General features: G+C 68.7%; 25 protein-coding genes and 1 pseudogene. 15 read left to right on the top strand and 11 right to left on the bottom strand.

All coding sequences use genetic code 11. The features are described from left to right. Positions 1-6: 6 nt before the first annotated feature. From K3G64_RS10160 to K3G64_RS10150, 3 genes are read right to left on the bottom strand one after another with little or no spacing between them, the layout of a single operon-like run. Positions 7-822 (bottom strand): HAD family hydrolase, encoded by an 816-nt coding sequence (locus K3G64_RS10160; RefSeq protein WP_238949576.1) that lies wholly within the window; start codon positions 820-822, stop codon positions 7-9. A 31-nt stretch (positions 823-853) separates the two neighbouring features. Next, entirely contained in the window at positions 854-1,615 is a 762-nt protein-coding gene (locus K3G64_RS10155; RefSeq protein WP_238949575.1) for a lysophospholipid acyltransferase family protein, read from the bottom strand. A gap of 4 nt (positions 1,616-1,619) precedes the next feature. Next, complete coding sequence (locus tag K3G64_RS10150; RefSeq protein ID WP_238949574.1) at positions 1,620-2,396, bottom strand: lysophospholipid acyltransferase family protein; 777 nt, start codon at positions 2,394-2,396, stop codon at positions 1,620-1,622. A gap of 95 nt (positions 2,397-2,491) precedes the next feature. Here K3G64_RS10150 and K3G64_RS10145 point away from each other — a divergent pair, with 95 nt between their 5' ends. Together K3G64_RS10145 and K3G64_RS10140 are read left to right on the top strand one after the other, a co-directional pair. After that, positions 2,492-4,060, top strand: a complete 1,569-nt coding sequence (locus K3G64_RS10145; protein ID WP_238949573.1) for an MBL fold metallo-hydrolase — start codon at positions 2,492-2,494, stop codon at positions 4,058-4,060. Further along, positions 4,057-4,392, top strand: coding sequence for a hypothetical protein (locus tag K3G64_RS10140; RefSeq protein WP_238949572.1), 336 nt, complete (start codon positions 4,057-4,059; stop codon positions 4,390-4,392). Before K3G64_RS10145 ends, K3G64_RS10140 begins: the two co-directional genes overlap by 4 nt. Positions 4,393-4,401: 9 nt before the next feature. Here K3G64_RS10140 and serS read toward each other — a convergent pair whose 3' ends face one another. Continuing rightward, positions 4,402-5,661, bottom strand: coding sequence for a serine--tRNA ligase (serS, locus tag K3G64_RS10135; RefSeq protein ID WP_238949571.1), 1,260 nt, complete (start codon positions 5,659-5,661; stop codon positions 4,402-4,404). 93 nt (positions 5,662-5,754) lie between these two features. Between serS and K3G64_RS10130 the strand changes: the two are divergent. From K3G64_RS10130 to K3G64_RS10120, 3 genes and pseudogenes are all read left to right on the top strand, one after another. After that, positions 5,755-7,183: pseudogene (locus K3G64_RS10130) on the top strand (septum formation family protein). Positions 7,184-7,187: 4 nt separating this feature from the next. Next, positions 7,188-7,538 (top strand): metallopeptidase family protein, encoded by a 351-nt coding sequence (locus K3G64_RS10125; RefSeq protein WP_238949570.1) that lies wholly within the window; start codon positions 7,188-7,190, stop codon positions 7,536-7,538. 148 nt (positions 7,539-7,686) lie between these two features. After that, entirely contained in the window at positions 7,687-7,887 is a 201-nt protein-coding gene (locus tag K3G64_RS10120; protein ID WP_238949568.1) for a hypothetical protein, read from the top strand. On the opposite strand, the gene K3G64_RS10115 is transcribed toward K3G64_RS10120, so the two are convergent. Continuing rightward, positions 7,867-8,553, bottom strand: a complete 687-nt coding sequence (locus tag K3G64_RS10115; RefSeq protein WP_238949567.1) for a histidine phosphatase family protein — start codon at positions 8,551-8,553, stop codon at positions 7,867-7,869. The two genes, K3G64_RS10120 and K3G64_RS10115, sit on opposite strands and share 21 nt — an antisense overlap. After that, on the bottom strand, positions 8,550-9,476 hold the full coding sequence (gene pheA / locus K3G64_RS10110) for a prephenate dehydratase (protein ID WP_238949566.1): 927 nt from the start codon (positions 9,474-9,476) through the stop codon (positions 8,550-8,552). Before pheA ends, K3G64_RS10115 begins: the two co-directional genes overlap by 4 nt. Positions 9,477-9,610: 134 nt before the next feature. On the opposite strand from pheA, the gene K3G64_RS10105 reads away from it, so the two are divergent. Genes K3G64_RS10105 through K3G64_RS10095 form a run of 3 tightly spaced genes read left to right on the top strand, consistent with a single transcriptional unit; the run spans position 9,611 to position 12,480 of the window. After that, on the top strand, positions 9,611-10,399 hold the full coding sequence (locus K3G64_RS10105; RefSeq protein ID WP_238949565.1) for a DUF2470 domain-containing protein: 789 nt from the start codon (positions 9,611-9,613) through the stop codon (positions 10,397-10,399). Positions 10,400-10,427: 28 nt separating this feature from the next. Further along, positions 10,428-11,189 (top strand): CPBP family intramembrane glutamic endopeptidase, encoded by a 762-nt coding sequence (locus K3G64_RS10100; protein WP_238949564.1) that lies wholly within the window; start codon positions 10,428-10,430, stop codon positions 11,187-11,189. Positions 11,190-11,220: 31 nt separating this feature from the next. After that, complete coding sequence (locus K3G64_RS10095; RefSeq protein WP_238949563.1) at positions 11,221-12,480, top strand: LCP family protein; 1,260 nt, start codon at positions 11,221-11,223, stop codon at positions 12,478-12,480. A gap of 9 nt (positions 12,481-12,489) precedes the next feature. Here the strand turns inward: K3G64_RS10095 and K3G64_RS10090 are convergent, their stop codons facing one another. Then, positions 12,490-13,338, bottom strand: coding sequence for a glycerophosphodiester phosphodiesterase (locus tag K3G64_RS10090; protein ID WP_238949561.1), 849 nt, complete (start codon positions 13,336-13,338; stop codon positions 12,490-12,492). Between the two features lie 4 nt (positions 13,339-13,342). Next, the gene (locus K3G64_RS10085) at positions 13,343-14,374 is read right to left on the bottom strand and encodes a DUF4328 domain-containing protein (protein WP_238949559.1); all 1,032 of its coding nucleotides are present in this window, start codon (positions 14,372-14,374) and stop codon (positions 13,343-13,345) included. Positions 14,375-14,849: 475 nt separating this feature from the next. On the opposite strand from K3G64_RS10085, the gene K3G64_RS10080 reads away from it, so the two are divergent. After that, positions 14,850-15,005, top strand: a complete 156-nt coding sequence (locus K3G64_RS10080) for a hypothetical protein (RefSeq protein WP_238951055.1) — start codon at positions 14,850-14,852, stop codon at positions 15,003-15,005. A 61-nt stretch (positions 15,006-15,066) separates the two neighbouring features. On the opposite strand, the gene sodN is transcribed toward K3G64_RS10080, so the two are convergent. Continuing rightward, positions 15,067-15,489, bottom strand: coding sequence for a superoxide dismutase, Ni (sodN, locus tag K3G64_RS10075; RefSeq protein WP_238949557.1), 423 nt, complete (start codon positions 15,487-15,489; stop codon positions 15,067-15,069). Positions 15,490-15,512: 23 nt separating this feature from the next. On the opposite strand from sodN, the gene K3G64_RS10070 reads away from it, so the two are divergent. From K3G64_RS10070 to K3G64_RS10055, 4 genes are all read left to right on the top strand, one after another. Continuing rightward, complete coding sequence (locus K3G64_RS10070; RefSeq protein ID WP_370647135.1) at positions 15,513-15,854, top strand: S26 family signal peptidase; 342 nt, start codon at positions 15,513-15,515, stop codon at positions 15,852-15,854. Positions 15,855-15,979: 125 nt separating this feature from the next. After that, positions 15,980-16,513 (top strand): peptidase, encoded by a 534-nt coding sequence (locus K3G64_RS10065; protein WP_238949555.1) that lies wholly within the window; start codon positions 15,980-15,982, stop codon positions 16,511-16,513. Positions 16,514-16,796: 283 nt separating this feature from the next. Beyond that, positions 16,797-17,489: a TMEM165/GDT1 family protein gene (locus K3G64_RS10060; protein ID WP_238950574.1), complete on the top strand. Its 693-nt coding sequence runs from the start codon at positions 16,797-16,799 to the stop codon at positions 17,487-17,489. A 442-nt stretch (positions 17,490-17,931) separates the two neighbouring features. Next, on the top strand, positions 17,932-18,330 hold the full coding sequence (locus K3G64_RS10055) for a helix-turn-helix domain-containing protein (protein WP_238949554.1): 399 nt from the start codon (positions 17,932-17,934) through the stop codon (positions 18,328-18,330). Between the two features lie 30 nt (positions 18,331-18,360). On the opposite strand, the gene K3G64_RS10050 is transcribed toward K3G64_RS10055, so the two are convergent. Continuing rightward, positions 18,361-19,512, bottom strand: coding sequence for a hypothetical protein (locus tag K3G64_RS10050; RefSeq protein WP_238949552.1), 1,152 nt, complete (start codon positions 19,510-19,512; stop codon positions 18,361-18,363). Continuing rightward, positions 19,509-20,000, bottom strand: a complete 492-nt coding sequence (locus K3G64_RS10045; RefSeq protein ID WP_238949549.1) for a DUF955 domain-containing protein — start codon at positions 19,998-20,000, stop codon at positions 19,509-19,511. The genes K3G64_RS10050 and K3G64_RS10045 overlap by 4 nt, the downstream gene beginning before the upstream one ends. 277 nt (positions 20,001-20,277) lie before the next feature. On the opposite strand from K3G64_RS10045, the gene K3G64_RS10040 reads away from it, so the two are divergent. Both K3G64_RS10040 and K3G64_RS10035 read left to right on the top strand, forming a co-directional pair. After that, positions 20,278-20,934: a DUF6474 family protein gene (locus tag K3G64_RS10040; RefSeq protein ID WP_238949545.1), complete on the top strand. Its 657-nt coding sequence runs from the start codon at positions 20,278-20,280 to the stop codon at positions 20,932-20,934. A gap of 11 nt (positions 20,935-20,945) precedes the next feature. Then, positions 20,946-21,464, top strand: coding sequence for a copper resistance CopC family protein (locus K3G64_RS10035; protein WP_238949544.1), 519 nt, complete (start codon positions 20,946-20,948; stop codon positions 21,462-21,464). Position 21,465: the final 1 nt, after the last annotated feature.

Below are 21,465 nucleotides of genomic sequence, written 5' to 3'. Positions count from 1 at the left end.
GGACGGCTAGAGCCACCAGCGTTCGAGCACCCGCGCGACGCCGTGGTCGCTGTTGTCGGCGGTGACCTCGTCGGCCGCGGCGAGCACGTCGGGGTGGGCGTTGCCCATCGCCACACCCAGCCCGGCCCATCGCAGCATCGGGATGTCGTTGGGCATGTCGCCGAAGGTGACCACCTCTTCGGCGCTGATGCCCAGAGGTCGCGCCAGCTCGTCGACACCCGTCGCCTTGCTGATACCGACCGGCACCACCTCGATCAGACCGTTGTTCGTCGAATAAGTGATCTCACCTTGGCCGCCGAGGTGTTCGGTGAGCACGGCGGCCATGTCACCGCTGCGCGCACCGGCCTTGCGGATGAGCAGCTTGATGGCCGGCCGGCTGAGCAGGTCCTCCACGGAGACCTCGGTGTTGTCGGGGTTCAGCCACGCGTGCTCGTAGCCGGGCGAGCTGACGAACTGCGGGGTCGCGGCGTCGTGGGCGCTGCGCCCGACGCGCTCGACGGCCAGGCCTGCACCGGGGATGACGCGGGTCGCGATGTCGGCGAGTTCCGCGAGCGCCCCGGCGGAAAGCGTCCGGGCGGACACGATGCGGTCGGCTGCGGGGTCGTAGATCACCGCGCCGTTGGCGCACACCGCCATCGGGGCGAAGCCGAGCGCGTCCACGACGGGCTGCACCCAGCGCGGCGGCCGGCCGGTGGCGAGCACGAACTGCGCACCCGCCTGCACCGCCGCGGTAACCGCGGCACGGGTACGGGCGGTGACCTTCTCATCGTCATCGAGCAGGGTGCCGTCGACATCGGAGGCAATCAGCCGGGGCAATGTCATCGACGCGATCCGCCTTCGCTACTCACCGACGTCACCGGTGGCTCTTCGCTTCCCGCTCGGCGCGCCTGCGGGCCCGCTCCGCCAGTTCCGCCTCGTCGAGCCGCCTGGCCTCGTCCGGAGTCGGCGCCGCACCACCCAGCCTGCGGGGCACCCAGAACGCCCCCTCGGGGTGCGGGTACTCCAGCTGGGCTCGCTGCAGCAAGTCGGTCATCGCGCCGCGCAGTACGACGCTGAGTTCGCCGCTCGTTGCGGCCGGCGCTATCGGCTCTCCCACCGACACGATCATCGGCAGCTTGTGGCGGCCCAGCGCCCGCGGATGATCCTTGGTCCACGCGCGATGTGCGCCCCACACGATCAACGGCACGATCGGCACCTGCGCCTCTAGGGCCATGCGCACCGCACCGGTCTTGAACTCCTTGAGCTCGAAGCTGCGGCTGATGGTGGCTTCCGGGTACACGCCGACTAGTTCCCCTGCCCGCAACCGCTCAACCGCGGCGGCATAGGCGCCGGCCCCGGCCCGCCGGTCGACGGGGATGGTCCCGGTGTGCTTGATCAACCAGCCCACCATCTTCACGTCCTGCATCTCGGCCTTGATCATGAAGCGCATCCGGCGCTTGCGGTACATCGCGGCCAGTGCGGCCGGCAGGAAGTCGATGTAGCCGGTGTGGTTGATCGCGATGACGGCGCCGCCCGTGGCAGGCAGGTGCTCCAGACCCTGATAGTCGATCCGGGTTCCGGTGGCCCTTATCGCCAGCCTCGCGGTGAGCTCGAGTGTCCGAAAAACCGGCTCCATCGCGCTACTCCGGTGCTCCTGCGGGGTCGGCGCGTCGCGCGCGGCGGGCGGCCTTCTCGGCCGCTTCCTCGGCGTCAATCCGGTCGGCCTCGGCCAGCGTGGGCGCGCCGCCACCCATCCGGTGCGGCACCCAGAACTCGCCGGGCGGATGCTCGCCGTAGTCGGCCTGCACCCGCTCCAACAGATGCTGCATGCGCGAGTGCAGCAGCGCGGTCAACTCCGGGGCGGGCAGCGTCGGCATGATCGGCTCGCCGACCGCGACAGAGATCGGCACCTTCGGCCGCCACATCTTCTTCGGGTGGTCCTTGGTCCAGATGCGCTGCGCGCCCCAGACGATGTGCGGGACGATCGGCACGTCGGCAGCGATCGCCATTCGCGCAGCCCCGGACTTGAACCCCTTGATCTCGAAGCTGCGGCTGATCGTGGCCTCGGGGTACACGCCGACCAGTTCGCCCTCCTTGAGGCGCCTGCAGGCTTCGTCGAAGGAGGCCGCGCCGCTGTTCCGGTCCACCTCGATGTGGCGCAGGCTGCGCATGATCGGGCCGGTGATCTTGTTGTCGAATACTTCCTTCTTCGCCATGAACCGCACCTTGCGACCGCGGCGCTGCCGGTAGGCGGGCAGTCCGGCGAAGGTGAAGTCGAAGTAGCTGGTGTGGTTGATCGCGATCACCGCACCGCCCGTCTCGGGCAGGTTCTCCACGCCGGTAACGGTGAACCTCAGCCCCTGGACGCGCCAGGCGAACCGCGCGAGTTGGATGACTGTGCCGTATACCGGTTCCACGAACGCAAGCGTAGTGTGCGGGCGCGGATACGACGTCGGCTGTCTGCTGCCGTTAAGCTCGACACCGGCACGTTGAGCGCGACGGAAGGGTCTTTGTGCAGGTCACAAGCGTGGGCCATGCGGGATTCCGCATCGACACCAAGGCTGGAAGCATCCTGTGCGACCCGTGGGTCAACCCGGCGTACTTCGCCTCGTGGTTTCCGTTCCCCGACAACAGCGGCCTGGACTGGGACGCCCTCGGCGACTGCGACTACCTCTACGTCTCCCACCTGCACCGCGATCACTTCGACCCCCGACTGCTGCGCGAGCACGTCAACAAGGACGCGGTCGTGCTGCTGCCGGATTACCCGGTGCCCGATCTGCGCCGGGAACTGGAGAAGCTCGGCTTTCATTGGTTCTTCGAAACCACCGACTCGGTGAGTCACCGCGTCAGCGGCCCCAAGGGCGACCTCGACGTGATGATCATCGCGTTGCGGGCCCCGGCCGACGGCCCGATCGGCGACTCCGGCTTGGTGGTCTCCGACGGCGTCACCACCGCCTTCAACATGAACGACGCCCGACCCGTCGACCTGGACGTGGTGCACGCCGACTTCGGCCATGTCGATGTCCACATGCTGCAATACTCCGGCGCCATCTGGTACCCGATGGTCTACGACATGCCCACCCGCGCCAAGGAGGCGTTCGGTGTGCAGAAGCGGCAGCGGCAGATGGACCGCTGCCGCCAGTACATCGCGCAGGTCGGAGCCACGTGGGTGATTCCGTCCGCCGGGCCGCCGTGCTTTCTGGACCCCGCGTTGCGCCACCTCAACGACGACCGCGGTGACCCGGCCAACATCTTTCCCGACCAGGTCGTGTTCCTCGAGCAGATGCGCACGCACGGCCACGACGGCGGCCTGCTGCTGATCCCCGGGTCGACCGCGAACTTCACGGGCACCCAACTGGATTCGGTGGCGCATCCACTTTCCGACGACGAGCTGCACGCGATCTTCACCACCCGCAAGGCGGACTACATCGCCGACTACGCCGAGCGGATGGCGCCTGTGCTGGCAGCGGAGAAGGCCAGTTGGGCGTCGGCGGCCGGCGAGCCCATGCTGGAACCGCTGCGCACGGTGTTCGAGCCGATCATGCTGGCCAGCGACCAGATCTGCGACGGCATCGGCTACCCCGTGGAGCTGCGGCTGCGCGGGGGCGGGCACGATGAGACAGTTGTGTTGGACTTCCCGAAACGTGTTGTGCGCGAACCTATTCCCGACGAGAAATTCCGGTACGGGTTCGCCATCGCGCCCGAGCTGGTACGCACGGTGCTGCGGGATGACGAGCCGGACTGGGTCAACACCATCTTCCTGTCGACGCGTTTCTCGGCCTGGCGGGTCGGCGGTTACAACGAGTTCCTGTACACGTTCTTCAAATGCCTGACCGACGAGCGCATCGCCTACGCCGACGGCTGGTTCGCCGAAGCCCACGACGACTCGGCCTCGATCACCCTGGACGGCTGGGAGATTCAGCGCCGCTGCCCCCACCTGAAGGCGGACCTGTCGAAGTTCGGCGTGGTCGAGGGCTCGACGCTGACCTGCAACCTGCACGGGTGGCAGTGGAACCTCCAGAACGGTCGCTGCCTGACCACCAAGGGCCACGAACTGCGCTCCAGACGGGACGCGACGTGACCGGGCCGCGCCAGTACTACGACGACGGTCTGATCCAGTTGGACCGCGAGGCGATCACGCTGCGGCGCTACCACTTCCCTTCGGGCACATCGAAGATCATCCCGCTGCGGTCGGTCCGCGGCTACAAGGCCGAACCCCTGGGCATGCTCACCCACCGGTTCCGGATCTGGGGCAGCTCGGATCTGCGCCGCTGGCTGCCGCTCGACCTCTGGCGGCCCGTCAAGTCGACGCTGGTGACTCTCGACGTGCCGGGGGCGCGGCCGCAACCCGCGTTCACCCCGCAGCGGCCCAAGGAGTTCCTCGCCCGCCTCGACGAACTGCTGGACGCCTGACGCGAGGCGTTACTTCCTCGGCGTCAACACGTCGGTTCCGACGAACGGCGTCAACGCCTGCGGGACGCGGACGCTGCCGTCGGGCTGCTGGTGGTTCTCGAGGATGGCGACCAGCCAGCGGGTGGTGGCCAGCGTGCCGTTCAGGGTGGCCGCGGTCTGCGGCCTGCCGTTCTCGTCGCGGTAGCGCACCGAGAGCCTGCGCGCCTGAAAGGTCGTGCAGTTCGAGGTCGAGGTGAGTTCGCGGTACGTCCGCTGGGTCGGCACCCACGCCTCACAGTCGTACTTGCGCGCGGCCGACGAGCCGAGATCGCCTGCGGCGATGTCGATCACGCGATACGGCACTTCGATCATCGCCAGCATTCTGCGCTGCCAGTCGAGCAGCCGGTGGTGTTCGCGCTCGGCCTCCTCGGGTGTGCAGTAGACGAACCCCTCGACCTTGTCGAACTGGTGCACGCGGATGATGCCGCGAGTGTCCTTGCCGTGGCTGCCGGCTTCGCGCCGGAAGCAGGAGGACCACCCCGCGTAGCGGCGCGGTCCACTGGACAGGTCGAGGATCTCGTCGGCGTGATAGCCGGCCAGCGGGACCTCGGACGTGCCGACGAGGTACAGATCGTCAGCCTCGATCCGGTACACCTCTTCGCTGTGCGCGCCCAGGAAGCCCGTGCCGCTCATGACCTCCGGGCGCACCAGCACCGGCGGGATCATCAGGGTGAACCCGTTCTCAGTTGCCAGCCTTGCCGCCAACTGCATCAGCCCCAACTGCAGCATGGCACCGGCACCGGTGAGGAAGTAGAACCGCGCGCCGGACACCTTGGCGCCGCGCTCGAGGTCGATCAGTCCCAGCGACTCGCCGAGTTCGACGTGATCCTTCGGGTCGTCGATTGGCGGCGGTTCACCGACGGTGTCGAGCACCACGAAGTCGTCTTCGCCGCCTGCGGGCACGCCGTCGACGATCACGTTGGCTATCGCCATGTGCGCCGCGGCGAAGGCCCGCTCGGCGTCGGCCTGGGCAGCCTCGGCGGCCTTCACCTTCTCGGCCAGCGCCTTGGCGTGCTCGAGCAGTGCGGGCCGCTCCTCCGGCGACGCCTTGCCCACCTTCTTGCTGGCCGCCTTCTGCTCGGCACGCATGTTGTCGGCCGTCGACACCGCGGCCCGCCTGGCGGTATCGGACTCGAGCAGGGTGTCGACGAGGCTCGGGTCTTCACCGCGGGCACGTTGCGACGCGCGGACGACATCCGGGTTCTCGCGTAGCAGCTTGAGGTCGATCACGGGCGCAACCCTACTGGTCGGAAGGCCGCCCCAGCACAACCGCATAACTTTACAACCGCAACACTTGTCACAGCACGTGACACGCCTGTCACAATGGAGCGGATGTTGCAGTCACCCGACCGCTCGGACGGCACAGGTTCGCCATCCGAGCACGACGATGAGCAGGTCTCGCGGCCGGCGTGGTGGAAGAGGATTCACGCCACGTCCACGCACCGCGCGCTGCTGCTGACGGCTCTCGGCGCCTTGCTGATCGCCGGGTTCATCACTGCCCTGCCGCAGGCGGAGGGCCCGAGTGGACTGACCGCGAGCACCATCTCGCTGGGGCCGCGCGGCAACGACACCTTCAAGCACGCCAAGGCGGGCGACTGCCTCAACTGGCCGGACCGCACGCCCGACGCCGCCGAGATCGTCGACTGCGCCACCGAGCATCGGTTCGAGGTCGCCGAATCGGTGGACATGCGCACCTTCCCCGGCAGCGAGTACGGCCCCGAAGCGCCGCCGCCGTCGGCCGCTCGCATCCAGCAGATCAGCCAGGAGCAGTGCTCGGCGGCGGTCAAGAACTATCTGGGACCGCGGTTCGATCCCAACAGCCGGTTCACCATCAGCATGCTGTGGTCGGGTGAGAAGGCCTGGCGCCAGTCGGGAGAGCGCCGCATGCTGTGTGGGCTGCAGCTGCCGGGGGCCAACAACCAGCAGCTGCCGTTCAAGGGCAAGGTCGCCGAGATCGACCAGTCCAAGGTGTGGCCCGCGGGGACCTGTCTGGGCATCGACCCGACCACCAACCAGCCCACCGACATCCCGGTGGACTGCGCGGCACCGCACGCAATGGAGGTCACCGGCGCCGTCAACCTCGCCGAGAAGTTCCCGACCGGCCTGCCGCCCGAGCCCGAACAGGACAGCTTCATCAAGGACCAGTGCACCCGGCTCACCGACGCCTACCTGGCGCCGATCGAGTTGCGCAGCACCACGCTGACGCTGATCTACAGCACCATTTCGCTGCCCAGCTGGTCGGCCGGCAGCCGCCAGGTGTCGTGCAGTATCGGCGCAACCCTCGGCAACGGCGGCTGGTCCACGCTGCTCAACAGCGCCAAAGGCCCGTTGCTCATCAACGGTCAGCCGCCGGTGCCCCCGCCGGACATTCCGCAGGAGCGGCTGAACTTCCCGCCGATCCCGATGCCGGACGTCAGCGCCGACGACAGCACGTCGCAGATCACCAGCGACCAGTCCGGCAGCAGCAGTAGCAGCAGCAGCTCTTCGGGCAGCGATTCCTCGGACGGCACCGACCAGACCACTCACGGTCCGCAGCAGTCCGGCGAGACCGCAGGCACCGAGGCGCCGGCGCCGCCCCCGCAGGGCAACACGTTCATCAACAGTCCCCCGCCGCCTCCGGGCGCCCTGCCGCCACCGCCGGGCGCTCCCGTGCCTGCGCCGCCACCCGCTCCGGCACCCCACCACCGCCCGCTCCGGCACCCCCGCCCCCGGCGTGCCGGTGCCGCCACCCCCGCCGCCGCCGGGACCGTAGCCGCGTGTCGGTGCGGATGAGCGCACGGCGGTTCGACGAATTGGTCTCCGATGCGCTTGATCTGATCCCGCCGAAGCTCGCCCGCGCGCTGAACAACGTCGTGGTCCTCGTCGAGGCACGGCACGACGACGAGCCGGGGCTGCTCGGTCTCTATGAGGGCATCGCGCTGACCGAACGCGACTCCTCGTACGCCGGAACGCTGCCGGACACGATCACCATCTATCGCGAGGCGCTGCTCGATGTCTGCGACAGCGAGGAGGAAGTGGTCGAGGAGGTGGCGATAACGGTGATCCACGAGGTGGGCCACCACTTCGGCATCGACGACGAGCGGCTGCACGAGTTGGGCTGGGGATGAGCGCTTGCGCGAAGACCAAACAGCCGGGGATGAGCGCTTGCGCGAAGACCAAACAGCCGGGGATGAGCGCTTGCGCGAAGACCAAACAGCCGGGGATGAGACAGCGCGGCAACCACGTCGCGTCGCCCGCGGGTGCTATCAAGAACTCATGGCTGATGTGACCCGGTGCCGCGATTGTCGCGCGGGCGTGGAGCATTGCCACGGCACCCTGATCCACCATGCGGCGGCGCGCGCGGAGTGCACCGAACCCGATTGTGCGACACCTGAGGTGTTGCACGTGTTCAGCATCGACTGCGATGCGGTCGGCTGCCGGTGCGCGGTGACGGTGTCAGCCCATCGGGTCGGCTGACTGCAGCGCATCCTGCACCGGGTGCACATCGGGCTCCGGATAGAACGGCGGCGTCAGCGAGCCCCATTGCACACAGCTCCACCGCCCGTCGGTGATCGGCGCGAGCACCACTGCCTCGGTGTTGGTCAGGTGGTGGTCCAGCGCGAACGTGTGCTCGACCCCGGCCAGCACCGACGCCACCAGCCGGATGGCCGCGCCGTGGCTGACCACCACGACGTCGCCGGACCATGCGTCGTCGTCGAGGTGACGCAGCCGCAGGTCGGTGATGACCGACACATAGCGGTCCAACACCTGGTGGCCGGTCTCGCCACCCGGCATGGAAATGTCGAGATCGCCTTCATGCCACTTCTGGTAGACGCTTTCGAACTCGGCGACCGCGGCGTCGTCGTTGCGCTCCTCGAGATGACCGACCTGTACCTCGTGGATGCCTTCCAGCTCGAGGGCGCCGAGGCTCAGCTCACGGCCGATCTCACCGGCCGTCTGCACCGCCCGCACGGCGACCGAGTGCGCGAGCATCGCGGGCGGACGGATCAACTCGCGGGCGAACGTGCGTGCCTGCCTGCGGCCCAGATCGGTCAACGGCGCGCCTGGCGGCCTGGTGTCCAGACGACGTTCGACGTTGGCGTGCGACTGTCCGTGCCGAACCAACACCAGACGCCCGCTCATGGCTTGCCCTCCCGCAGCCGGGCCAGCCAGCGGGACGCCTCGTCGAGTTGGGGCGGGACGGCGCCCGCGGCGGCCTCGGTGGGCCAGGAACCAAGGAATCGCACATCTGAACAACGTCGGTGCAACGCTTTGAGTGCCTCGGCCACCGCATCGTCGTCGATGTGGCCCACACAGTCGAGGAAGAAGACGTAGGTGCCCAGTTCGGTTCGGGTGGGCCGGGATTCGATGCGGGTCAGGTCGATGTCGCGGATCGCCAGTTCGGTCATCGCCGACACCAGCGCACCGGGAACGTTGGCCAGCCGCAATACCACCGAGGTGCGGTCGGCCCCGGTGCGATCGGGCGGGGCCGCGGGTGGGCCGACCAGGACGAAGCGGGTGCGCGCGTTGGGTTCGTCGACGACGTCGGAGGCAAGCGCGGCCAGCCCATAGCGCTCGGCGGCCAGCGCGGTGCTGACGCCGGCATCCGCTCGCCCTTCGGCCACGTCGGCTGCGGCCGCCGCGTTGGAGTTGGCAGGCACGATGCGCGCCGCGGGCAGATGGTCGGCCAGCCAGTGCCGAACCTGCGCAGCCGCGACGGGAAAGGCCGCCACGGTCGTAACGCGATCGGCCGGCGTACCCGGGCGCGCCACGATCGTGAACGACACGTCGAGAGTCAGCTCGGCGAAGATCTGCAGCGGCGTTCCGGTGGCCAGGCTGTCGAGTGTCGGCAACACCGAGCCCTCGATTGAGTTCTCGATCGGCACGCACGCGTAGTCGGCGTCCCCGCCGCGGACTGCGGTCAGCGCCGCCGCCGTGCTGTCGGTCGGCAGCGCGGTGAGCCCGTCGGATCGCGGGTCCGCAGGCAGCATGCCCGCCCCTGACAGCTTCAGCAGCGCCGCCTCGGTGAAGGTCCCCTGAGGTCCCAAATAGGCGATGCGCGGCACGGTCCAACCCTAACGGGTCCGCGTGGTAATGCCGTTCCGCTGCACGGGGCGGTTGGGCGGGAAGCCAGCAGAACCCTTGCGGGGCACGTCGCCTCTTAGTTAAGTTAGGCTCACCTTATCTGATTGGAGGCGGCATGACGACGATCACGACGGCACCGACGACAGCCGAGCGGATCCGCAGCGCCTGCGCTCGCGCGGGCGGCGCGATGCTGGCGGTAGAGGGATGTGAGAACGCCGAGTCCCCCGTGCACCACCTGCTCGACGACGGCTCGTTCGCGATCACCGTGCCGGTCGACAGCGCGGTCGCGGCCAACGTGCTCTCCGCCGATGAGGCGGGGGTGCAGGCCGTCCTGGAGATGACCGATTACGCGCCGTTGGCCCTGCGCGAGCCCGTGCGCTCCCTGGTCTGGATCGGCGGACGGTTGCGCGACATTCCCGCCGCTGAGGTTCCCGCGCTGCTGGACCTGGTCGCCGCCCAGGATCCCGATCCCGCGCTGCTGCAGGTCAACAGCGAGCACGGCGATGGCGAGACCGCATATGAGCTTCTGCGACTGGAGATCGAGTCGGTGGTCGTCGCCGACTCCACCGGTGCGGAATCGGTGGCGGTGGGCGCACTGCTGGGTGCGCGGCCCGACCCCTTCTGCGCGATGGAGTCGTGCTGGCTGCAGCACCTGGAGTCCGCCCACCGCGACGTGGTGGAACGGCTGGCCAGTCGGCTGCCGATGACGCTGCGCCGCGGCCGAGTTCGTCCGCTCGGCCTGGATCGCTACGGGGTCCGACTGCGGGTGGAGACCGACGACGGCGACCACGACGTGCGGCTACCGTTCGCCAGACCGGTCGACGACGTCACCGGGCTGAGCCAAGCGATCCGGGTACTGATGGGTTGCCCGTTCCTCAACGGGCTACGCGCGCGCAGGCTCTAGATGCGGCAGGCCCGCTACCGTGGCAGCGGTGAGTGCCCCCGATCAGCCCGGCGAGCAGCAGCGGGCGCTGCGGATCGAGATCGCCGTGGTGTTGGCGGTCACCTTCGGGCTCTCGGCCTACAGCGCGCTGCTGAACCTCATCGAGTCGGTTCTGCTGGGACTGGCCGGGCAGGTCGTCGCGCTCAACCCACGCCGTTCGCCGTTCGACCTCATCGACCTCGGGCTCAATCTGGCCTGGGTGTTCCAGTTGCTCGCGTGGGGTGCGCTGGCGGTGTACCTGTTGTGGCGCAGCGGTATCGGGCCGAGCGCAATCGGGCTGGGCCGGCCTCGCTGGCAGCCGGATCTGCTCGGCGGTCTCGGGCTGGCAGCGCTGATCGGAGTGCCGGGTCTCGCGCTGTACCAGATCGCGCGAATTCTCGGGGTGAACGCCTCGGTGGAACCCGCCGAGCTCTACGACACCTGGTGGCGGATACCGGTGCTGTTGCTCACCGCGTTCGCCAACGGCTGGGCCGAGGAGGTGGTCGTTGTCGGCTTTCTGCTGACCCGGCTGCGCCAGTTGCGGATGGGGCCGGTGGCCGCCGTCGTCGTCTCCAGCGTGCTGCGCGGGCTCTACCACCTCTACCAAGGCTTCGGCGCCGGACTGGGCAACCTGGCGATGGGGCTGGTGTTCGGCTACGTCTACGTGCGCACCGGCCGGCTGTGGCCGCTCATCGTCGCGCATGGCCTGATCGACGCCGTGGCGTTCGTCGGCTACGCCCTGGCTGCCGACCACCTGAGCTGGCTGCAGTGACACCGGCGCGCGGCCACGTACATTCCCTGATGTGAACGACGATCGGCAGCCGCGCCGCGGCTTCGTACCCCCGCCGCAAGCCGGCGGGCCACGAAGCGCCCGCCCCGAGCCGTCACAGGTGATCCGCCGCGATCCGAACTACCGGCCACCCCCACCCATGTGGCCGCCGAATCCACCGACCCCCGCGCGGCGGCCGCAGCCGCCTCCGCCCCCGCCGGGCCGCAGACCGCCGCCGGCGCCACCCCCGGGCCGCAGGCCGCCAGCGGCACGCAGACCGGCAGGCGCGCCGCCCCGGCCCCGCCCGCCCGCGCCGCCGAAGCCCAAGCGACAACGGCGCAAACGGCGTTGGGGGCGCATCGTGCTGGCGGTGATGATGTTGTCGATCGTCGCAGTGGTGGCGGGCGGGCTGTGGATGGACTCGGCACTGCACCGGATCCCGGCGCTGCTGAACTACCCGGAGCGGCCGGCCTCGGGTGCGGGCACCACCTGGCTGCTCGTCGGGTCCGACAGTCGTCTGCATCTGACGCCTGAGCAGCAGTCGCAATTGGCCACCGGCGGCGACGTCGGCAGCGGCCGAACCGACACCATCCTGATGGTGCACATCCCCGCGCCGTGGTCGAGCGCCAGCACCACGATGGTGTCCATTCCGCGCGACTCACTGGTTTCGATGCCCGGTTACGGCAGCGACAAGATCAACGCGGCCTTCTCAGTCGGCGGCGCACCGCTGTTGACCCAGACGGTGGAGCAGGCGACCGGGCTGCGCATCGACCACTACGCCGAGGTCGGCTTCGACGGCTTCGCGACGATGGTCGACGCCGTTGGCGGCGTCACCATGTGCCCGGCCGAGCCGATCAACGACCCGCTCGCCGGCATCGACCTGCCGGCCGGCTGCCAGAAACTCGACGGACGCACCGCACTGGGCTTCGTGCGCACCCGGGCGACGCCGCGCGCCGATCTGGACCGCATGCTCAACCAGCGCGCCTTCATGTCCGCCCTGCTCGACCGCGCCGCCAGCCCGGCGGTGCTGCTGAACCCGCTGCGCTGGTACCCGATGGCACACGCCGCAGGCGACGCGGTCGCGGTGGACGAGGGCGACCACATCTGGGACCTGGCGCGGCTGGCCTGGGCGCTGCGCGGGGACGTCGTCACCACGACGGTGCCGATCGGCGAATTCGGGGCGGGCGATTCGGGCTCGGTGGTGGTGTGGAACGACGCCGCCGCAGGGCAGTTGTTCGCCGCCCTGCGCTCCGATGCGCCCGTGCCCGCCGAGGTGATCGACGCCGAGCCGTAGGCCCAGGGCTCAGTCGCGCCCGGCGCCGGCCAGCCCGTTCTGCAGCCAGTCCTTGGTGCGGCCGGGATGGTTGGTCGCCACCCATGCGACGCCGAGGTCGCGGCAGTAGTGCACGTCCTCGAAATGGTCCACGGTCCAGCAGTACAACGCGCGCCCCTGCGCCGCGGCGCGGTCCACGAGCTCGGGATGCTCCCGCAGCGTGGCGATCGACGGGCCGACGGCGGTGGCGCCGACGGTCGTCGCCGCACTCCCGCCGAGGTAGCGCGACGTGTCACCGAGCAGGACCGTGGGCAGCAGCGGCGCCGCGCGCCGCACCCGCCACACCGCCGCGGCGGAGAACGACATCACCACCGCCCGAGACAGATCCGCCGACGCCGGCGAAGCGATGCCGTAGCGGTGCAGCAGGGCCAGCACCTTGCTCTCCACCAGGGCGCCGTAGCGGACCGGGTGTTTGGTCTCGATGAAGAGCTTGACCGGGCGATTGCAGTCCAGGACCAGCGACACCAGTTCGTCGAGGGTCAACAGCCCGGTCTCGCCCTGGCCGTCGCCGCGCTGCCTACTCGGATGCCAGGCACCGAAGTCGAACTCGCGCAACTGGGCGAGGGTCATCTCGCTGACGAGTCCGGTTCCGTCCGACGTGCGATCCACGCGGCGATCGTGCACGCACACCAGGTGACCGTCGCGGGTGAGCCGCACGTCGCACTCGACACCGTCGGCCCCCTCCTGCAGAGCCAACTCGTATGCGGCCCGGGTGTGCTCTGGACGGTCAGCCGACGCGCCGCGATGTGCCACGACGAACGGATGACCGCCGGGCGGCCCGGAAGCTGCACCGGCGGCTTCGGCGTCGCCCGGATTCATAGGCCTATGCTGCCGGGTTCTGGCCTTCGGACTCAACCGCCGCTTCGCTTTCCGGCTTGGATGTCGGCGCCTCGTCTTCGGGAACAACGATCCAACGCCGTACGGGTCGCTCGACAGGTTGCCGTTCGAACCCGAAGACGACCTTGGCGGCCAGCAGCAGGGTGGTCAGCGCTAGCAGGTAGGCAACGATGGTCGTCACCGTGTTGTCGGCGATGCCCTGGGCGTTGGCGGTGAAGCTGGTGGCGATGGAGAAGATCGACACCGCATAGCTGGCCACCCAGGCCAGCCACCACACCACGATGTGTCGGCGCAACCAGCTCAGTCGTTCCTCGACCGCGGCGAGTTCAAGGACGAACACCGGCGCCCAGGCCAGGTTGACGAACGGAATCAGGCAGCCGGCACGCAGCCGCCACGCCGGACGTGGATCCTGATGTTCCCGGTGTGCGAATGCGGCGGCCCGCCGCGCGACGAGCCAGTTGGTCAACACGATCGCGGCGGCAAGCACCGTGAACATCGCAACCACACTGAGCGCCACGCCCAGCCAGGTGACACCGCCGGCCAGCCACGGGTTCAACAGCACCGAGCGATTGACGATCAACAGCACATAGCGCACAAGGTGGATCAGCGCCGCAGCGCCGAGCGCGGCCATCGCCAGGAACAGCGCGCCCTGCAGCATGGCCGGTGACGGACCGGTGCGGGTTGCGGGCTGCGATTCGTCGGCCGGTTCGAAGGTCTCGGTAAGCCCCCACCTCGGGATGACGTCGTAGCGGGGTGTCGGTCCGAGGCTTCGGCGGGGGCGCCGCGGCGGCGGCGCAGCACCGGGTCGCACGGCGATCCAGCGGTACCCGGGAGGCAACGCCCGGTTGGGCGGCCGGCCACCCGCAGCGGTGGTCCCGCGTGACGGCCGCACGCTCCACTCGGCGCCCGGCGTCGGGGCCGACGGCGCCATCAGCGTGCCGTTGCAGCGCGGGCACCAGACCCGGCGCCGGTCGCGCACGTTCCAGCGCGTCCCGCACTGGGAACACACTTGAATCATTTCGCTCCTCGCGTACGCGTGATCATTTTGCTCCTCGCGTGCGCGTGATCATCCTGCTCCTCGCACTGCAACCTGTCGCTCCAGGGTAGCGACGGCGGTCGCAGGCACGCGGATGCAGTCGGCCGGAAGCGAGCCTGGGCAGCGACAGCAATGCCCGGCTATCCACAGTTTCCACAGCTTCATCCACAGGCTGTAAGCAGCGTCAAAACGGTGTGAGCCGCCAAATCTGCTTACGAGCTGAAAAATCTGTGGACAAGCGCGGCGGTCCGCGAGCAGATCATCAACAGGCTCGTAGGCCGCGAGCGAAATATCTAGTCCGTCTAACCGCGCAGTGATAAGGCGACGATTCTCCGAAGGCGTCGACGAGCGCGATTTTTCGACCGGCCCACCAAGGGGTTATGATCAGCGTCACAGCGTGTTGCTGTGACACATCTCACGGGGGGAGAGCGGTTCCAGTGCAGGTCAGGAGGGGTTGATGTCGTCCTCAATGGGTTCGGGCTCGGCGCTGCCGCCGTCGGAGTGGCATTCGTCGGCCCAGGTCTACAACCGCTCCCAGCTGATGGCCTTCCTGCGCGCCGGCGTGATCGCTCTGGTGCTGCTGGGCGTGCTCGCCCTCATCGTCCTGTTCTGAGCATCCGACACGAAAAGAGCCGCCGGTCACGGACTCGGCGGCTCTTTCACGTCGGCGGTGATCAGGCAGGCGGGTACACGCCCATTTGCTTGCCCTTGTCGGTCTGCCAGAAGATGTCGGCGATCTCATCGATCGTCTTGACCAGCTTCTCGGCGACGGCGGCGTCGAGCGACTTCTTCACGTCGCCCGCCCCGTGCACGCCGTCCCAGAACAGCTGGTGCAGATTCGGGAACTGCTCGAAGTGGTCCTTGGTGAAGAAGTCGGCCCACAGCACCATCAGGTGATGCTTGACCTCCTCAGCCTGCCGCTCCTTGATGATGATGCAGCGGGTCTTGAAGTGCTCGTCGTCGGAGTCGTGGTACTTCTGAATCGTCTTGAGGCAGGACATCGCCTCGATCTTCGCCTGCGCGGGGTCGTAAACACCGCAGTACAGATCGCAGTGGGCATGGGCAGGGGTTGCGTTGGGTAGGAGTCGATGCAGCATGGTTCCTAACCTACCCTCTGGGGGTGCGCCGCAACCACGGACCACGACGCTGGCCACTGCGAATGTTCCGGGTCGTGGGGGACTCGATGGGGCCCACCCTGAGCCCCGGCGACTGGGTACTGACCGTGCGCGGCGGGCGCGTTCGAAGCGGGCAAGTGCGGGTCTTCCGCGACCCGCGGCGGTCGACCCGGTGGCTCGTCAAGCGCGTCGGCGACGTCCACACATCTTCCAGCGGCACCGTATTCGACGCCCGCTCCGACAATCCCCGCGCGATCGGGTCGGCGGACTCGCACGAATTCGGCCCGGTTTCGGCGACCGAGACCTATCGGGTGGTGTGGCCGATGCGAACCGAATTCTCCCGTTAGCAGTCGTGTCCACTTGCGTGCCAGCCGATACCTGCCGCATCCTGAGCGAATCGATCCACAGACGTGTCGGTTTCAACCCGGTAACCGGCTTGGGCGCGGTCCAACACCGTAGGCGCGGAGGCGATATGGAGCAGGGGTCCGATCGGGCGGTCGAAATCGCCCCGTTTCATTCCCGCGGATCCCTCAAGGGCTTCGTGATCTCCGGACGCTGGCCGGACTCGACCAAGGAGTGGGCACAACTGCTGATGGTCGCTGTGCGCGTCGCTTCGCTACCCGGATTGCTCTCCACCACAACCATATTCGGCGCGAGAGAAGAGCTACCCGACGAGCCGGAGCCGAACACCGTCGGCCTGGTGGTCGCCGAGGGTCCGGTCGTCGGCGAATCGGCGGTGCCGCCAGGGTATTTCGCCGAGCACCAACCGCCGGCCCTGCTGATGCTGCATCCACCGTCGGAGACCATGCCGACACTGCCGGAATGCACAGGCGCCGCGTCCGGATGCGTTCTGCTGCCCGGGCTCCCGCATCTGGGGCTCGAACACCGGGCCGCGTGGGTGGAGGCCGAGGCCGACGGCACCGTGACGTCGATGGTCAGCCGGGTGGGCGTCGATCCCATCAGCCACCCCGACACCGCCATCCTCGCCATGCTGCTGGCGGCTTAAGGCGCCTCGAAGCATCGGATCCGGTTGCCCGAACGCTTATTTCGGCCACCCGAAATCTGACCGCGCGGTAGCGGGTGCGCGATGTCGCCGCTATCGTCGATGACGTCAGCGAAGGGGAGTAGCCCGCAATCGTCGAGTCGACACACTGGCGACGCGCACACCGTGACCGCGGTGGCGCCAGCCCGGCCGGCGAACCGCGATCCGTTGCGGTGGGCGAGACCTTCGACGAAAAGCTGACGGGTGAGCAATCGACCCGTCGGCGAACCGTCGGAAGGTCAGTGCCATTCTCACCGCCATCCTGATCAGCCTCGCGGTCGTGTTCGTCGCCGAGCTCGGTGACAAGTCGCAGTTGATCACCATGACCTACTCGCTGCGCCATCGCTGGTGGGTGGTGTTGTCCGGGGTCGCCATCGCCTCGCTGCTCGTCCACGGCCTGTCCGTCGCGATCGGCCACTTTCTCCGGTTGGCACTGCCGGAACGCCCGATCGCCTTCGCTGCGGCCATCGCCTTTCTGCTCTTCGCGGTGTGGACGTGGCGCGAAGGGGGCGACGGTGGCGAGAAGGTGCGGGTAGCCGAACCACGATTCGTGATCCCCGCAATCGTCTCGTCGTTCGTGCTCGCCGAGTTGGGCGACAAGACCATGCTCGCGACCGTCACCCTGGCCAGCGACCACGACTGGGCCGGGGTCTGGATCGGCGCCACGCTGGGCATGGTCCTGGCCGACGGGGTCGCGATCGTGCTAGGCCGAGTGATGCACAAGCGGCTGCCCGCACGGTTTCTGCACGGTCTGGCCAGCGTGCTATTCCTGCTGTTCGGCCTGTGGCTGCTGCTGGACAGCGCACTTGGGTTGCGATGGGCGGCCGTCGCGGCCACCATGACGGTCGCCGTGTCGGCCGTGATCGCAGGACTGGTCGTGCGTCGGCGGCAGGTGAGGGCCGACTCGACGCCCTTCGAATCGTCGCCTCAGCCGTCCTGAGCACCGGCTGGCTACTCCGACGAGGTTGCCATCTCCTCGGATGCCTGCCGCTGTGCCACCCACGACGGCACGGACGGCTATTGCGGCAGGCATCGGATTCCGCGACATTCCGTTGGGGCACGAAGCACCCGATCGCCTTGCTCGGCTGGTCACCGATCAACGGAGACGAAGGGGTGACAGCACGGTATGAGTGCCCGTCGAGACCCTCGCGTCGGCAAAAGTGGTTTTACACCACCGTCATTATTTGCCAAACCGTACGACGCATGGCGACCAGCGCGGAGCGCGGCCTTAACGAGGCCCACTACCTGCAATCACTGAGCGCGCGAACTCAGCGAGAGAATTAACGCGGTTTGCACTTGGTTGTTGCTCCAACTGTCGCTACGATGATCAGCAAATACGCCGCCTATGAGTCCGCTCGTCTATGCATGTGGAGGTCAATTCGATGAGCACGACGTTCGCCGACCGTCTGAACCGCCTGTTCGACACGGTCTACCCACCCGGACGTGGACCGCATACGTCCGCCGAGGTGATCGCTGCGCTGAAGGCGGAGGGTGTCACCATGTCGGCGCCGTACCTGTCGCAGCTTCGCTCGGGCAACCGCACCAACCCGTCCGCGGCCACCATGGCCGCCCTTGCCAACTTCTTCCGGATCAAGCCGGCGTACTTCACCGACGACGAGTACTACGAGAAGCTGGACAAGGAACTGACCTGGCTCGCGAGCATGCGCGACGAGGGTGTGCGCCGGATTGCGGCTCGCACCGTCGGCCTGTCCGCCGAGGCGCAGCAGGACATCGCCCAGAAGGTTGACGAACTGCGTCGCCGCGAGAACCTGGACGATTAGCCGAGGTCACAACCCGAACCTGACGAGCACCTAGCCCGCCGCGTCACTGCGGCGGGCTAGTGCACGGTACTGCTGTGCGATCTCCAGGATCCACTCACGATCGGCGTACGTGCTGGGCTGACGCATCCAGCCCGGGCCGGGGAACTCCGCGCGCACGGCCTCCGGCGCGGCCTCGCTGCCGGCGTAGATCCACCGCGCGATCGCGCGCGCCTGTTCTTCCGGGGCTACCTGCGGTGCCTCCAGGTCGGCGTCGTCGTCCTCGTCACCGTCCGACACCGCGCCGGAGGAATCGACCCGAAGCCGGCGCTTGTGATCGGCAGCGGTGGCCTCCAGAAACAGGGCGTCGGAGATCAGCGACATCCGCTCGGCCACCCGGAAGACCAGGGGCCCGCGGGGCCGCACGCCGATGCCGATGTCGGGATGTCTGCGACCGAGTTCGGTCAGTATCGGCGCGATGACCCGCAGTTCGCGGCGCGCGCCGAACCAGTCCTCGATGCTCGGCAGCAGCGATCCCGCGGCGACGACCAGCATGGCGCAGCCCAGCAGCGTCGCCGCGGCGCCCACTCCGATCGGCCCCCTCGTTCCGGCTGCCCGCAGCAGGAAGAAGCCCGAAGCGACCACCATGAGCACGATGCCGATCGTGAAGACGAACAGGGCACGCCCGCGGCGGCTGCGATTGGAGTACCGCAGGCCCGCCCACGCCACCAGCGACAACGCCAAGAGCACGTAGAGCAGGGGCAGCAGCCACGGCAGATTGTTGCCCGCCCCGGTGAGGTTGTGCCGCAGATACTCCTCGGGAGCCATCTCGGGTTGCCGGCCGGCGGATAAGAACGCCACCAGGCTCACCACCGCGATGACGGCGGCGATCGCGTACTGCGCAATCGCGATCTTGCGGACGGTGGCCGGCTTACGGCTCGATGCGACCGTGGTGATCATCACGCAGCTTCCCGCGGCGCACCCGACGAGCGCCAGCTGCGACAACCCCATCGAGATGTTGGGCCAGCGCAGCAGCGTGTCGACCAGCAGCGTCAGCGGCTGCCAGTTGAGCGCGGCCACCACGCCGAGGCTGCCCAGCGCCAGGATCATCGCGGTGCTCACCAACGACTGCTTGTTGACCAGAGCCCAGCCGATCCGCACGCCGGTGGCCAGTCCGAGGAGACCGGCGATCACCCAGACGATCAACCAAACGCCTCTCCGAGCCGGACCTGGACGATGGAGGAGCGATCCGACGGCAGCCGGCCCAACCGGTACAGCAGCAGGGCCGCGAAGTCCTCGGCCTCCTGCTCGGCCTCCTCACCGGCCGGGCCCATGCAACCGGTCCGCTGGTTGAGCATGTAGCCGATCAGGTCGGAACTGGCCAGCTCGGCGTTCTGGCGGGCCGCCTCCACCACCGGCATGCCTTCGTGACCGAGGACCAGGTGGCCGAGTTCGTGCGCAAGGGTGCGGTCCCACGCGGGCAGCCCCTTCTGGATGAGGAAGACGTCACGGTCGGTGTACTGGCGCCACTGACCGCAGACTCCGGGCGGCAGATCGGCCATCTTCAACTCGATCGGACGGTTGCGGTCTTCGCTGACCGCGTCGACGAGTCGGATGAGCGAAACTTCACCGTGGCGGGGGGCGAGATCGAGCACCGCACCGACGGCGCGGGTGACCCGGCGGTTGGCAGGCATGAAAACCCTCTTTCGACGAGTCCACTATGCGGTGTCCGCCCCTGTCGGCGGGCGGTTTCAGGCCGCCGGCACCCGTGACTACCAGCATGCCCCCTGAGCCCGGCGCTGCCAAGGCGACCGGCTGTGACAGGCGGGCGGTCCGTCGGTACGGCCGTTCTCCGGGTTCTCCCCGCTGGGACACACCGGCGGGCCCCCAACCGCCGAACGATAGTGTTGTGCTGCATTTCCACGCACTCATGACATCCGCATCCGTAGAGAAGTCCGGGAGGCAGCCGGGATGAGCCCGTTCAAGCGACGCAAAACCCGCGCCACCCGGCGAGCCGAGGCCCGCGCGATCAAGGCCAAGGCCAGGCTCGAAGCCCGGTTGTCGGCCAAGAACGAGCATCGCCGGTTCAAAGCCGAGCAGCGCGCCGAGACACGCGCGCTCAAGGCCCAGCTGAGGGCGCAGCGCGAAAGCGACCGAGCCGCCCTCAAAATCGCCGAGACCCAGCTGCGAGCCGCCCGCGAAGGAAAGTTGTTGTCGCCCACCCGGATTCGACGGGCTATCACGGTGACGCGGCTGCTTGCGCCGGTTGCCGTGCCCGTGCTCTACCGCGGCGCCATCACCGCCCGCGGATATGTCGACCAGCGTCGCGCGGACCGGTTGGGCGTTCCGCTGAGCCAGATCGGGCAGTTCTCCGGGCACGGCGCCCACTTGTCGGCACGCATCGCAGGCGCCGAACGGTCGCTGCGCCAGGTCGCAGAGAAGAAGCCGAAGGACGCCGAGACCAAGCAGTTCGTCGCCGCGATGACCGAGCGTCTCGCCGACCTGTCCACGGGGGTGACCGCGGCCGAGAACATGCCCGTCTCGCGTCGCCGGTCCGCTCACGCCGCGATCGAGCGGCAACTCGACGGCATCGAGGCCGACCTGATGGCCCGCCTCGGCCTGGTCTGAGCGCAGCGACCATGCGATCCGCCGTCGCGGCCGCGGTCGTGGCTATCGCGCTGGTGACGGCCGCACTCGCCGCCGCCGCGCCGGCCGCCGCCCACGCCACCCTTCTCGCCACCGACCCCGGCGAGAATGCCGAGCTGCCGCAGCCCCCGACCAGGGTCAGCGCGACGTTCAGCGAGCCGATGCAGCCGCGGTTCGCGGCCATGACGGTGGTCGGGCCCGACGGCGAACTGTGGTCGACCGGCGAGCCGCAGGTCCAAGACACGGTCATCAGCGTCGGCGTGCGACCGCTCGGCCCGTCGGGCACGTACACGGTGAACTACCGCGCCACGTCGGCCGACGGGCACGTCGTCGCGGGCTCGTGGTCCTTCCGGCTGACCGTCGCGGGTACGGGCACACCCGCACCCCCGGCCCCCAGCGAACCGGCCCCGGCCGAGACAGGCGAGGAGGCCCTCCCGGTGTGGCCGTTCCTGCTCGGGGCGATCGTCGTCGTCGCCGCCGGTGCGGCCTGGGCGGTGCGGCGCCGCACGTGAC

Origin of the sequence: Mycobacterium sp. IDR2000157661 (assembly GCF_022317005.1) — a bacterium.
GTDB lineage: Bacteria > Actinomycetota > Actinomycetes > Mycobacteriales > Mycobacteriaceae > Mycobacterium.
This window is presented reverse-complemented; position numbering and strand designations above follow the sequence as displayed.